This is a genomic window from Hymenobacter latericoloratus (genome assembly GCF_014199535.1).
In the GTDB taxonomy this organism is placed as follows: Bacteria; Bacteroidota; Bacteroidia; order Cytophagales; family Hymenobacteraceae; genus Hymenobacter; species Hymenobacter latericoloratus.
The window spans coordinates 135,246-148,407 of sequence record NZ_JACHNV010000006.1 but is presented as its reverse complement, the minus strand read 5'-3'; the positions used below and the strand labels follow the sequence as shown (position 1 = coordinate 148,407).

At 61.5% G+C, this 13,162-nt stretch carries 12 protein-coding genes; 5 read left to right on the top strand and 7 right to left on the bottom strand.

From position 1 onward, the window contains the following. Positions 1–70 precede the first annotated feature (70 nt). Positions 71–445: an STAS domain-containing protein gene (locus tag GGU46_RS17755; protein WP_044002696.1), complete on the bottom strand. Its 375-nt coding sequence runs from the start codon at positions 443–445 to the stop codon at positions 71–73. A 101-nt stretch (positions 446–546) separates the two neighbouring features. Next, a complete protein-coding gene (locus GGU46_RS17750) occupies positions 547–1,395 on the bottom strand; it encodes a DUF4198 domain-containing protein (protein WP_183404903.1) in 849 nt (282 codons plus the stop codon). A gap of 164 nt (positions 1,396–1,559) precedes the next feature. On the opposite strand from GGU46_RS17750, the gene GGU46_RS17745 reads away from it, so the two are divergent. Continuing rightward, complete coding sequence (locus GGU46_RS17745; protein WP_183404902.1) at positions 1,560–2,561, top strand: fasciclin domain-containing protein; 1,002 nt, start codon at positions 1,560–1,562, stop codon at positions 2,559–2,561. Between the two features lie 101 nt (positions 2,562–2,662). On the opposite strand, the gene GGU46_RS17740 is transcribed toward GGU46_RS17745, so the two are convergent. After that, positions 2,663–4,501 carry a glycosyltransferase gene (locus tag GGU46_RS17740; protein ID WP_183404901.1) on the bottom strand — a complete coding sequence of 613 codons (1,839 nt, stop codon included), beginning with the start codon at positions 4,499–4,501 and terminating at the stop codon, positions 2,663–2,665. A 162-nt stretch (positions 4,502–4,663) separates the two neighbouring features. Continuing rightward, complete coding sequence (locus tag GGU46_RS17735; protein ID WP_246399085.1) at positions 4,664–6,481, bottom strand: alpha-amylase family glycosyl hydrolase; 1,818 nt, start codon at positions 6,479–6,481, stop codon at positions 4,664–4,666. 146 nt (positions 6,482–6,627) lie between these two features. Between GGU46_RS17735 and GGU46_RS17730 the strand changes: the two genes are divergently transcribed. Further along, on the top strand, positions 6,628–7,308 hold the full coding sequence (locus GGU46_RS17730; RefSeq protein WP_183404900.1) for a hypothetical protein: 681 nt from the start codon (positions 6,628–6,630) through the stop codon (positions 7,306–7,308). A 6-nt stretch (positions 7,309–7,314) separates the two neighbouring features. On the opposite strand, the gene GGU46_RS17725 is transcribed toward GGU46_RS17730, so the two are convergent. Together GGU46_RS17725 and GGU46_RS17720 are read right to left on the bottom strand one after the other, a co-directional pair. Then, positions 7,315–8,022, bottom strand: coding sequence for a DUF421 domain-containing protein (locus GGU46_RS17725; protein WP_183404899.1), 708 nt, complete (start codon positions 8,020–8,022; stop codon positions 7,315–7,317). Between the two features lie 68 nt (positions 8,023–8,090). Next, positions 8,091–8,780 carry a DUF421 domain-containing protein gene (locus GGU46_RS17720; RefSeq protein ID WP_183404898.1) on the bottom strand — a complete coding sequence of 230 codons (690 nt, stop codon included), beginning with the start codon at positions 8,778–8,780 and terminating at the stop codon, positions 8,091–8,093. 283 nt (positions 8,781–9,063) lie between these two features. Between GGU46_RS17720 and GGU46_RS17715 the strand changes: the two genes are divergently transcribed. Beyond that, positions 9,064–9,465 carry a DUF6960 family protein gene (locus GGU46_RS17715; RefSeq protein WP_183404897.1) on the top strand — a complete coding sequence of 134 codons (402 nt, stop codon included), beginning with the start codon at positions 9,064–9,066 and terminating at the stop codon, positions 9,463–9,465. 152 nt (positions 9,466–9,617) lie between these two features. Here GGU46_RS17715 and GGU46_RS17710 read toward each other — a convergent pair whose 3' ends face one another. Next, positions 9,618–10,964 carry a YfcC family protein gene (locus GGU46_RS17710; RefSeq protein WP_183404896.1) on the bottom strand — a complete coding sequence of 449 codons (1,347 nt, stop codon included), beginning with the start codon at positions 10,962–10,964 and terminating at the stop codon, positions 9,618–9,620. Between the two features lie 579 nt (positions 10,965–11,543). On the opposite strand from GGU46_RS17710, the gene GGU46_RS17705 reads away from it, so the two are divergent. After that, positions 11,544–11,789 carry a hypothetical protein gene (locus GGU46_RS17705; RefSeq protein ID WP_184094098.1) on the top strand — a complete coding sequence of 82 codons (246 nt, stop codon included), beginning with the start codon at positions 11,544–11,546 and terminating at the stop codon, positions 11,787–11,789. 129 nt (positions 11,790–11,918) lie between these two features. Continuing rightward, complete coding sequence (locus GGU46_RS17700; protein WP_183404894.1) at positions 11,919–13,139, top strand: hypothetical protein; 1,221 nt, start codon at positions 11,919–11,921, stop codon at positions 13,137–13,139. Positions 13,140–13,162: the final 23 nt, after the last annotated feature.

Here is a 13,162-nt window from a genome sequence, read left to right as displayed (position 1 = left end):
GCTGCTGGCCGGTAGCTATTAGCCCGAAAACTAACCGCTAACAGCCAACAGCCAACAGCTCAAAAAAAGCTTATTCTTTGCTGGTCAGGTCCCGCTCGATGGCGTGCAGAAAAATGCGGTCAATGCCTTCCTCCACGGTGGGCAGAATGTGCAGTACCGACTCCAGCTTGCTGATGGTGATGAGCTTCATCACGTGGTCTTGCAGGCCGGTGAGTACAAGCAGACCGCCGGTAGAGTTGCACAAGCGGTTGGCAATCAGGATGGAGCTCAGCCCCGACGAATCGGTGTATTTTACGTTGCTCAGGTCCAGAATCAGGTTGTTGATGCCTTCGGCATTCAGCTTCACGAACTCCGATTTCAGATCCGGCGCAACAGTCGTGTCGAGCTTTTTCTCGTCAATCGTGATAATCGTGTAGGTCTCTTTTTTATCTATTGAGTACTTCATACCGCAGGTCGTTCGGTGGTTATGGGAGTTGCGAAGGTAACAAAAAAACTATTTGGGCGTGAGTTGGCAATGAAGGATGCAAAAACTGCGGTAGAGCTGTCTTAAAGCCGCTTTTGCGGAGCTACGCTGAAGGTCAGGGTGGTCCAGGTGCTTAGCCAGTCGGCGGCCTGGCCCGCGGGAGCGGCTACCATCCGAACGGAACTGACAAGGTACTCACCCGGCCCGGATATACGAAACAGCACCCGGCCGTTTTGGTTACTGCGCAGCGTACTTACTAAGGCCCGCGCGGTAGCAGGGCGCTGCCACAAGCGCACCGGCTGCCCGGCTACGGGCCGCCCATTGGAGAGCACCCGTACGGTCAGGCTACCGCCAACGGGCAGAGTGGCAGGGTTTTGCTCAGGCACCAGTTCCAGGGGCAGCCCCACGGCGCGGCTCCAGGCCCGGGCCGTATCGGTGGGGGTAGGGGTGCCCACCTGAATCAGGGTTTTGGCGCAGCGGCGGTAGGCTTCGCGGCCGGGCTGTGTTTGTTGGCCCCGCTGCTGGCGCAGGGCCAGCACGTAATCCAGCTGCTCAGCTTGCAGGTAGGCCGTAAAATCGGGGGCTGGGAGGGTGGTGAAGGCCTCGGTGGTAGCCAGGGCCACCAGGTGGGTGCCCGGCTGCCGCAGCGTGAGAGTGGTAGCCAGCGTATCGGTGGCGGTAGCCAGGGGCAGCAGGTTGGCTGGCGCGGCTCCCGGGGCCAGGTGCACCAAGTGAGTTACGCGGCTGCTTTTGCCCGCCCACGTCTCGCCCCGGAAGTTCTGGCCCACCAGACGCCGCAGGTGCACGGCTGTGCCGGGCGGCACGAAAAAACGGGCCGGCTCCAGCCAGAACTCGCGGGCCAGCGCGGTGCCTGCCAACAAGCTGATAGCGGCAAAGAGCAGCAGCGGATAGATGGTATAAGGTTTACTCATAGCATGATAGGTAGGCGAGGGGGAGGGGCAACGGGTGAGCTACCGGGCTCAGGTAACAAAATTATGGCCGAGCTCAACATTTTGGCAGACCTGTTGGTCTTGTCGATATCTGTTTAATGTTTCACTCAAAAAAGTTAAACAAAATGCGTAATTCTTTCAGAAGTATGTCGTTTTTGCGCGTGCTGGCTTTGTGGCTGTGCGGCGCCGTTACCGTGGGACTGGCTTCCTGCGACGACGATGATGACACCATGACCGGCAGCGGGGCGCAGAACATCGTGCAAGTAGCCCAGGGCAACCCGGCCTTCAGCACGCTGGTGGCGGCCGTCACGAAGGCCGATTTGGGAACTACGCTTACCGGTACTGGCCCGTTCACGGTGTTCGCGCCCACTAATGATGCCTTTGCCAAGCTGCCGGCCCCGTTTAACAGCGCCGCCAACATCACGGCCATTACCGATCAGAACCAGATTAGCCAGCTGCGCGGCATTTTACTCTACCACGTAGTAGGGGCCGATATTTCCGCCGCCAGCATCCCGAACGGCGCCAGCACCCGCACCACAGCCCGCCCGGCCACCACGGTAGGCGGCGCTGCCATCAACGATAATACCCTGTACCTGACCAAAAACAGCACGGGCGTATTCATCAACGGCAACACCCGCGTGGTTACGGCCGACGTGGACGCCAGCAACGGCACCATCCATGCCATCGACAACGTGCTGATGCCACCCACCCAGACTATTGCCGCTTTGGTAACGGCCCGGGCTACTGCCTCTTCTGCTCCTGAGTTCACGCTGCTGCTCCAGGCCCTGCAGCGCCCCGCCGCGGCCGCCGTGCTGACGGCCGCTGCCAATGCCAGCGCCAACGTAACGGTATTCGCTCCCACCGATGCTGCTTTCCGCGCCCTTTTGGGCTCAAATCAACTCAGCTCAGTTTCCGATGCGGATCTGGTAGCTATCCTGTCGCGCCACGTAATTGCTACGGGCCGCGTGTTCTCCTCTGATTTGGCTGCTGGCAGCGTCACGACGCTGGGTGGCCCCGTAACCATAGCTTCAACTGGTAGCAGCTTCACGGTACGCGGCGGCTCGGGCACGGCGGCCAATATTACCACGGCCAACCTGCTGGCTACCAACGGGGTAGTGCACGTCATCGACCAAGTGATTCGTCCCTAGGCGGCGCCCTGCCTTCTCCGGTTTAAGAAAACTCGCAACACAGAAAAGCCCGGCTCTCTTTAGAGGGCCGGGCTTTTCTGTGTTCTATCAGCAGCCAGGTGTTACTGCCGTTCCAGGGCCAGCTGGTAGGCGCGGTCGTAGTGTACGCGCAGGTTTTTCCAGTCGAACAGCTCGGCGGAGCTTTCCACGTTGTTGCGCTGCATAATTCGCTCGCGGCGGTTGAGCTGCACGAATTGCCAGAGCATGTCGGTGAGCTCCTCGGCGGCCTCATCGAAGCTCTTTTCCTGGCGCTGCACCACAAAAATACCTTTGTCCTCGTGCTGGGGCACGGTTTGCATTACGTAGTCGCCGAAGCCAGAGAGGTCGGAGGTGATGGCCGGTACGCCGCGGGCCACGCACTCCAGCGGAGTGTAGCCCCAGGGCTCGTAGTAGCTCGGGAAAATGCCCAGGTGGCAGCCCCGCACAAACTGCCCGTATTCCATGCCAAACAGGGGCGAAGTAGGCGACACGAAATCAGGGTGATACACGATTTTCACCCGGTCGTGCTTGTTGTTGACCAGGTTGGCGCGGCGCAGGAAGTTCAGGATGTCGTCGCCGGCATCATCCACGAGGTTGTGGGTGATGACGGGGGGTAGGGTGCTGGTTTTCCAGCTCTGCAGGGTGCGGCGGTAGCGCAGCTTCCAGTAGTCGTCCACCAAGGCATCGAGGTCGGGCAGGCGGTAGTCGGTGCTGGCGGAGGCGGCGTAGAACAGCCGTTCGCCCACCTGCCGCTCAATGGCCTCGCAGGTAGCGTGCACCTCGTCGAGCACGGCCCGGCTCTGCAGAACCTGGGGGTTGATGCTGTGGAAAGGCCGCTTCGTGATAAAGAACATGACCACCTGCCCCTCCAGGCCGCTTTGCTGCAGGCGGTAGTTAAGGCGGGCCAGGGCCTCCAGGGTCAGGTCGAAACCTTTGTTGTGGTACTCGTAGCGCCCGCTCGTGAACAGATACAGCGTGTTATCCAGATCAAAAGAGTAGCTCTGGAAAAAGTGCGCCATCACGAACTCGTGAATCTTGGTTTTGTACTGCTGGTGCAGGTTCTGGAACTCATGCAGGGCCACAAACCGCTCAATATTAAGGCCGTTGGGCAGCACCGCATCCGGAATCCGGTCGAGCAGATAAATACACTCCCGCACCGTCAGCTCGCTCACGGTGGTAAATACGTGAGAGCCGTGTGCGGCGGCCCGCTCCATAGTTACGGCCGGCTCAATGTTGAAGTGCCGGGCCTCCGCGTTCCAGTCCACCTGCATGAGGTGGTCGTAGAAGTTGGGGTCGTTCATGGCCAGGTAGCGGCCCAGCAGGGTGGCGTGGGTAGTAAACACCAGGTGCACTGGCACTTGGTCGCGGCGCAGGCCCGGAATGGCTACCCCCGTCATCCACTCATGAAAGTGGGCTACCAGCCGCTGGGGCGGCACTACTTCCTGGGCCAGAATAGCCAGGAACGTTTTCGCCAACTCACCGAAAGCCACTACCTGGTGGAGCAGGTCGTCGTGGTCGGGGGTAGGAATGTGATGATGCTGCCAGAGGTCGGCCTTGATCTGGCCCAGGCGGGGGTAGGCCTGAAAGGGGTTGATGAGTACCACGCGGGGCCGGCCGGTTACCAGCCAAATGCCCATGCATACATCGTAACCCTGCTGGCGCATCTGGCGCACGGCCCCGGCAAACGGGTCGTCGAGGGCGGCCATTTGCTGGTCGTCGAAGGGCTCAAACTCGCCCTGGGCCTGATTGGCGAAGTAGGGGCCCAGCAGGCAGTATCGGTCGTCCCAGCCCTGCACGGTGGCAGGTACTTTGCTGCGAATAACGGTGTAGATGCCGCCTACCTGATTGCACACCTCCCAGGCTACTTCTACCAGCAGCGCATCGGGGGCAATCGGGACGGGGGTAGGAACGGGAACTTGCATACGGTGGGAATTGGGCGAGAGGGAGCAAGATAGGTTTCCGGGTGGGTTTGGCTAGCCTATTCCTACGCGAGAAGCAAAAAAATGTGGGGTTTGGCCGCGCAATCTGCCTTTTATGGGCAAAGTGTGCGGCCAAACCCCACGGGGTAGCGGGCCAAAGCAGGTTTATTCCGGCTCCTGCGAGATAATCAGTACCGAGTACGGGGCCAGCCCGAAGGTGCCGTGAAAAGGCTGATCATCGTACACGCCGTCTTCGGCCTGGGTGTCTATGCTTTCGAAGTTGCCAAACTCCTGGTCGTAGCCTTCCCAGTCGGAGTTGAAGCGCACGCGCCAGTGGCCACCGCGGGGCAGGCCAATGGTGTAGGCCGGGTGGGCGCGGTCGGCGAAGTTGCAGAGCACCACGGTGGTGTCGCCGGGGCCGCCCTGGTCGCGGCGGATAAAGGCCAGAATCTTGTCGTCGTTGTTGAGGTGGGAAATATCCACGCTCTGGCCCAATAGGCCGCGGGTGTGGCCGCTCAGGTTGCGCCGCAGCCCGATCAGGTCTTGGTAGAGGCGCACCAGGCCGGCGTGGGTTTCAGCCCGACTCCAATCCAGGGGCTGGTCGTCGGAGAAGGAGCCATCGGCGAGCATGGTCTGGCCCTGAAAAATCATCGGGATGCCCGGCACCGTGAAGACGAGGGCCGCGCCCAGCGTCGAGCGTTTCTTCGGAAACCAGGAAGCCGCGTTGCCGGGCATGATTTCTTCCGTTACGCGGGCTTTGCCGTTGGCTACCTCATCGTGCGACTCGGTGTAGATGACGCGCTGAAAGGCGTCGCCGTTGTACACGTTGCGGATGGCCTGGGCCACGGCTTCCATGTTGCGGTCGGCGTCTTCGGGGGTAACCAGGGCATCCCGAATGGGATAGACGAAGCCGGCATCCCACTGGGCCGAGAAGCCCTGCCCATCGTGTTCCGGAGCGCGGGTAATGTATTCGTTACCCAGCAGGTCTTCGGCAATGGTGATTTTCCAGGGCATGGTGGCCCTGATTTCCTCATTGATCCAACGCATCAGGCTCCAGCCCTCGGGTAGGTCGCGGGAAGCATCAGAGGTGCCATCTACGTTGCGGATGTGGGCAATGGCGTCGCAGCGCAGGCCATCCACGCGGTATTCTTCCAGCCACATCAGGGCATTGTCGCGGATGTAGCGGCGCACGGCGTCGCGGCCGTAGTCGGGGCGGTTGTGGCCCCAGGGAGTTTCGGCGCGCCAGTCGTTGTAGAAGTAGATGCCGCCGCCGTCATTTTCGCTCCAGCCATCAAACTGCCAGAGGTCCAGGTCGCCGGGCCCGAAGTGGTTGTACACCACGTCCAGAATAACGGCAATGCCCCGGCGGTGGGCCGCTTTGATAAACTCCTTGAACGCCATGGCCCCGCCGTAATCGGTTTCAATGGCGAAGGGGTGGGCCGGGTTGTAGCCCCAGGAAAGGCTGCCCGGAAACTCGGTGGCCGGCATAATCTCCACGGCGTTGATGCCCAGGTTTTCCAGGTAGTCGAGCTTCTCGATGGCGTCGTAGAAATTGCCGGGGCGGGTAGGATCGGGGGCGTGGAAGGTGCCCACGTGCAGCTCATAAATCACCAGCTCATTCCAGGCCGGCATCTGAAACTGGTCGTCTTCCCACTCAAATGTGGGATCGGGCACCACCGAGTTGCCGGCCGAGTGCGTGACTTCGCGGGCGTAGGGGTCGTTGCGTTGCAGCTCGCCGGTGGGGGTAGCGAGGTGGAATTTGTACTCAGTGCCGGGGCCCAGGTCGGGGAAGTCGGCTGCCCAGTAGCCGTCGGCTTCAAGGGTGAGCGGGTGGGTAGTAGAATCCCAGTCGTTGAAGGGCCCGACCAGGGCTACGGCGGTGGCGGCCGGAGCCCATACGCGGAACGTAGTACCGTTTTCGTGCGGAAGCGCGCCCATGCCGGCTTGCAGCACAGGAGCAGAAGGGGAGTCAGTTGCAGGCATTGGTTGTCGGTAGAAAAGAGCAGGAAGCTCCACAACCGCTCATACTGCCTGCGCCGGGGTTAGGTTGTTGCAGCCCGGGCAGGAGCCTGATTCTTAAATAGTAAACGGTAATTGCGGAAGTAAGGAAATATGCGGTGCTTAGGCTCATGGATACTGCTACCCACCCCGGCCCCGTAACTCTCTACACCACCCGCCGCGCCCGTGTTGAGCGGGCCAAAGGTCTGGCCCACATCGTACCCGCGCTGGTGCTGGTCAGCGGGGCCGCCGGCGTGCTGGCCGGCAACGAGCCGTTCACGCTCCTGACGGGCCTGGAGCTGTTGGTAGGGGTGGCCTACGTGGGGCTGCTGTGGCAAGAGCTGCGCCACCTGAAGCAGCAGCCGGAACACCACAGCCGGGTAGCGTGGCTGGAGGTGGCGGCGGCCGGCATTCTGGCTCTGGAAGGCTACCACATCTGGCACCGGCATCATGAGGCAGAAGCTCTGACGGGGGTGCACCGGATGCACGTGCTGCCGTGGCTCTACGCGGCCCTGGCGGTCTGGTACGTGGGCCTGGCCTTCGGCATAGGTCGAATTTATGAGCGGCGCTACCTGCACCTCCACCCGGAAGGGTTCCGGGGGCGGCTCGGGCTTTTTCAGAAGTCGTTTGCCTACACCTGGGCTGAGGTAGCCGCCGCTCAGGCCACCGGTGAGACAGATGTGGTAGTACGCCGCCCCGACGGGCAGCAGGAGTGCCTGTCATTCGCGGGCCTGCACAACGGCCCCACTCACCGCGCCAAGCTGCTGGCCCACATTGCTCAGCACCAGGCACCAGGGGCGGCTACCGCCTAAAGCGGGCTACTGCTGGGCGGCCGCCTCCGTAACGGCCGCCGCCCAGCGGTGGTGCTGGCAGCGGGGGCAGGCGTGCGCCGGCTCCTGGGGGCTGCGCTCCAGCTGGCCGCAGCGCCGGCAGGCAAATGTGTCCGGGCTTCGTTTCTGCTCCTGCAGGTACTCCTCGTCCCAGTCCGGGATAAGCGTGAGGCCGGGCTGGGGCAGGTCTTGCAGCAGCAGCGTGAACTTACCGTTGGCTTCCATGTAGAGGCGCTTTACCTGGCCCAGATGCTCGATGCTTTCGGAGCGGAGCTTGGCAAACAGGCGCTCCTGGGGCAGCACCACTTCCTCCATTGCATCGAGGTTTAAGCGGCCGTCTTCCACCAGCATGGCAATGTCGTCCTGGGTTGCTTGCTCAAACTTTTTGCTTTTGAGCGTACGGGCGGCAATGTAGCGCTGGCCCAGAACAATAACCACAGCAATAACCAGGGGCGGCACCAGGCCCCGGTCGGGAGCCTGAATGGGCACCCCAATGGCGGCGGCCAACGACGAGAGGGCGGCCATTTCGTTGCGGCTGAGCTGAGCGCCCATGCGCTTGCCCATCAGGCGCATGGACACCAGCAGCAGAAAGTAGAAAAAGATACCCCGCAGGAAGGTTTCCAGCAGAAAGCTCCACGGCACGTCGCCCAGAAAGAAGCGGAGCGGCTCAAACAAGTGAAAGTCCTCGGGTTTCATAAAACGGATGGCAAGACACGAATACGTTCCGGTAAGCATTGCCGGGTTAACAGGGGTAGGGCAGGAGCTTACCGCACGGCCATCACCCACTCGGCGTGGCCGCAGCTGGGGCAGCGGTTGCCGGCGTGGTCGGTGGGAGTAGCCAGGTAGCCGCAGTAGTTGCAGACTTTCTGATCGGGTGCTTTTTGCTGGGCCTCGCGGAGCTTTTCGTCTTTTTCCGGCAGTACCGAGAGGCCAGGGCCCGGCTTCCGGCGCTTATAAATGCTGAACAGCCCATCGGCCTCCATGTACACCCGCTTTACTTCGCCGAGGTGGGTGATTTTTTTGTCGCGCAGCTGGGCGTAGAGCTGCTCATGCGACACCCGCTCGGCCCGGAGCGTATCCATCAGCAGCACCCCGTCTTTGGCCAGAATGGTCACGTCGCCCTGCAGGGTTAGCTCTACCTTGCGCCGCCGAAGGGCCCACCAGTTCAGGCCGCGCTGCAGAAACAGCACCACCAGCAGCAGCACCACGGCTGGCAGCAAACCCCGGTTCGGAATCTGCATGGGTACGGCCACAATAGCCCCCAGCATCACCATCACGGCCAGCTCCGTAATGGTCAGCTGGGAGTTCATGCGCTTGCCCATTAGGCGCAGTACCAGCAGAAAAATGAAGTAGATGAGCAAGGTGCGAACCAGCACTTCCACGGCAAACTCGGCCGGCGCGTCGCCAAACAAAATGCGCTTCCAGTCGCCGAGGTGGATGTCTTCTTTCTTCATAAATCTGCCGGAGCCTTATCTGTACTATTAAACAGAAGCTAATGCCAAGAGCCCCAGATAGCTGAAGCGGTTCAGCCCTGCTGAACGAAGAGCAAAGACTGGTAGTTATACTGAAAAGCCAGAAATTGCCACCGTATAAGCTCGGTACAATGCGTAGCAGGAGGCTTGCCCGAACCCCCGGCTGCCTGGTTGTCATTGCGTATCGGCCTGCTATTTCGCCGCCCCCGGCGCGGGGCGGGCTGCCGGCTTCCGTTTGATTTTAGTACCCTACGTTTCCTACCTCGTGCCCCGACCCAAACCTGTTATTTACGGCTTGTATCCCTGGACTACGGAATACGGCTTCAGCTACGTGCACCCGGCCAACCGCCGCTCGTTTGAGTGGCTGGAGCCGCTGGGCAAAGTCTTCGAGAAGATTGATGAAACCGATGACTGGATTTCGCTGCGCTACGATGAGCAGCAGTTTAAAGTCAGCCGGGAGCTGTTCCGGGAGCTGTACGTGAAGCCGCCCTTCAGCTTCGGCGACGTGGTAGGCGAGGTGCAGCCCGAGCCGGGCCGCGCCCCTCACCAGGGCCTCATTTCCGACGTGTTCTACGATGAAGGCGCGGATACTTTCCGCTTTCAATTGGTAGAGAGAAAGCGCAAAGTGAAGCGCATTTTTGAGGCCGACGAGCTGCGGCTGGCCTGAGGGGAGCAGGAGTGAGGTGATAAGCACCAAGGCCTGTCATCCTGAGCCTAAGCGAAGGACCTCTATTTCTGGCTAATTAAAAATGTTAGTTTCTGTAGAGGTCCTTCGCTTAGGCTCGGGATGACAGGCGTTTGTAGCCGCCGCTCTGCCGCTTAAATTCCCACCGCTATACCCACTACCACGGCTACCACCGCCAAGGCTAGCAGGAGCAGGTATAAGGGAAAAACGAATTTCCACCACTCGTCAAAACGCACTCCGCAGGCCGCCACAATAGCCATAAGAGCGCCGTTGGTAGGGGTAATCAGCTCGCAAAGGCCGGCCCCGTACTGGTAGGCCAGCACCGTTACCTGGCGGGAAAGCCCAATCAGGTCGGAGAGGGGCACCAGCAAGGGCATGGTCAATACGGCCTGCCCGCTCACGCTGGGCACGGGCAGGTGCAGGGCCGTGTGTACGCCCATCATGCCCAGGGCGGCCGTCCAGGCGGGCAGCCCGGCCAGCGGCGCCGACATGCTGTTGACAATGGTATCCACAATCTGACCTTGCTCCAGCACCACGAAAATGGCCCGGGCAAACCCAATGAGCAGGGCCGAAAAAGCAATGTCGCGGAAGCCGGCAATGAAGCCCTCGGCGGTGCCCGTGAGGCCCAGCCCGCCCGCCAGCCCGGCTACTACCCCCAGGGTAAAGAACAAGGCCGCCATCTGCTCAAACTCCCAGCCCAGCTCCAGCACTCCGTAGGCAAAGAAGGCAAACCCGCCGAACAGCAGGGCCAGTACCACCCCGTGGTTACGGCCTGGGGCCAGTGCGCCGGGGTCGGCGGTTTCGGCGGTGGCGGGGGGTAGGCGGTGACGCAGGGCATAGCGCACGGTGCCGGCTATCCAGATAGCCAAGGCCAGCACGAGAAATACCAACCGAAACCCGCCACCCGAGAGCAAAGGCAGCTGAGCTAGTTTCTGGGCAATGCCCACCTGAAACGGATTGAGGGGACTAAACGCCGCGCCCACCGCCGCCGAGCCAATGCTGACCGCTGCAGCCGTAACGGTGGGGTAGCCAATGCGGCGCATCAGAATCAGGAGCACCGGCACCAGGGGCACAATTTCTTCCTGCATGTTTTCCAGGGCGCCCATGGTGGCAAACAGCACCGAAATGATGGGAATCACGACGGCCTCGCGGCCCTGAAACTTCTCCAGCAGCCAGTCGACGCCGCGGCGTAGGGCCCCGGTTAGGTCCACCACGGTAAAGGCCCCGCCGGCCAGAAACACCAGAAAAATCACGGAGGCCGCGTCCACCAGACCTTTCGGAATATCTACCAGGGCTTGCAGGGGGCTGACGGGGGTAGGGGCCACGCGGTGGTAGGAGCCAGCTACCACTACCGCCCGGCCGGTGGCGGCATCAGTGTGGCGGTCGAACACCCCGGCCGGCAGCACGTAGCTCAGCAAACAGGCCAGCAAAATAAACCCCACCAGTAATACCAGCGGATGCGGAAAGCGAATCGTTTTCATCCCGCGAAGATGGGGGTTATTTTAGGTGAGGAGGTGATGAGGAGAGGAGGTGATGAGGTAAGTGGACTGGCGGCAGACTTCTGGCCGGAGGCCAGGCGTCTGCCCGCCGGGAAATGGGGCAAGTCTCCCGACTTGCGGCCGCCGCAGGCGGCCATCCCGCGTCTGCGCCATCTGCGCCGCGTGGAGCTGCCTACCCTCATCCTACTCTTAAACCTGTTTACGCCTGCCGGTACGCTTCTCGGACGAGCAAAGCCTGTAGCGGCACGAAGCAAGTGTTTCGGAGGCTTTTGGAGGTGGGCCGGGGTAGAGTTGACTTTACGACGACAGGAACGAAGGCATAAGATGGTGCCACTATTCCAATTTTAATGTTCCGCTAACCACGCGGCGCAGATGGCGCAGACGCAGGATGGCCGCCTGCGGCGGCCGCAAGTCGGGAGACTTGCCCGATTTGCCGGCGGGCAGACGCCTGGCCTCCGGCCAGAAGTCTGCCGCCAGTCCACTTACCTCCTCACCTCCTTTCCTCCTCACTTTCATATACCCGGAACCCGGCGGTTGTATCTTAGGGTTTTGGGGCTGCTGATGAAGTACACCGAGTTCAAGCAATTACACATGTACCGCCAGGCCGAGCATCTGCGTCGGCATGGGCACCTGCTGGCCGAGCGGCGGCAGGACAGCTTCCGGCTGCGCCTGTTCGCGGCCGGTGATTTTTACGCCGAAGAGTGGTGCGAATGGGGCGAGGAGCGCATCCTGTTTATTCACTTGTTTCAGCACGCCGCCGGCCTGCACGAGTATCTGGAAGGTATTCGGCTGCCGGAGGAGTTTTAGGTAAAGAAGGGTAGTAAATCAGCGAGAAAGCGCAACCGAAAGCCGCTACTTTTGCCGGTAGTGCGGCCTGCGCCCCAGAGGCGGCCCGTTTTGTTAGCTAGCCCCTGCTCAATTACTACCTACTACCCGATGCGTCAACTGCTACGCAGCCTTATTCTGCTACTACTCGTGGCCGGCTCCGGCCGGCACGCAATAGCCCAAACCACCCTCCCCGATTCGTTGCAGACCGTTGCGCGCGAGGTGCAAACGCGCCTGCAGCAGCGCTCCAGCGACCTGGTGCGGGTGGTGCAGGTGCGCGAAATGCTGCGCGAGCAAGTGCGCGGCGGCAATGTGCGGGCCATTCCGCGCCTGCTGGCCTACCTGCGCCACAGCACCCAAGATACTACCGTAGCCCTGCGCCCCTACGAGGAATGGGCCCTGCTGACCGCCGCCGGCGACGTGTACACCCTCTCGGAAAAGCTGCGCCGCTTTGGAGTGTCCGGTAGCACGCCCCAGCAGGAGCGGCGCTACCAGGGCCTACCCCAGGACCAGCTCTTCGACCTGGCTGCCCAGCGGGTAGCCCAGCGTCAGGATACCATTCGGGGCATCATCAGCCAGGCGCATTTTCTGCCCGAGGACTCCACCTTTCTGCACTTGTTTCTCGATTTGCTGGTGCCCCTCAACAACCCGGACCCTGCCCTGGCTAAAACCCGGCAAGCCTCGGTACAGTCCTTCCTCAGGCAGTACCCCGATTCGGAATATGCGTATTTCGTGCGGCAATTCGCGCAGCCGGAGTACACCACCGGCCGCTTTTCCTACGGGCTCGATTTTCACTCGGGCAGCGGCATTCTGCTCGGTAATCTGCCCACCTACTTCCGGCACGGGGCCAACTTCGGGGTAGGGTTTGAGTTCGGCTACGACCGGTACCAGCTCTACCTGCGCGACTACATTGGCATGGGCCGCGTGCGGCAGCCGCTGGACTACCGGGGCAACTGGCGCGAAGGGTTGAAAGTCAACTATATCGTGCCCGAGGCCTCGGTGGGCTACCGCCTGGTTGATAAACCCTGGCTGCGCCTAACGCCCTTCGTGGGTATTTCCGGCCTGCTGATTGGGCCCGCCAGCGCCAAAAAGGATGACCCCGATGCCGACCTGGACCTCACGTTCCGCAACCCGTTCACCGCCGGCCTCAACCTCGATGTACCCCTCTGGAAAACCCAGGGCCCCGGCGAGGTAGGTAGCTGGCTGCTGAAGCTGCGCGCCGGCGTGCGCCAGGGCCCGGCCCGCCACGATGCCGACTTGAAAGGCGGCATTATTTACCTTGATCTGGGCATCGGCGGCTTCGGGCGGCGTGTGCGGCCGCGCACGCCCTGAGGTAAGAGGGGGTAGGCGCGGTG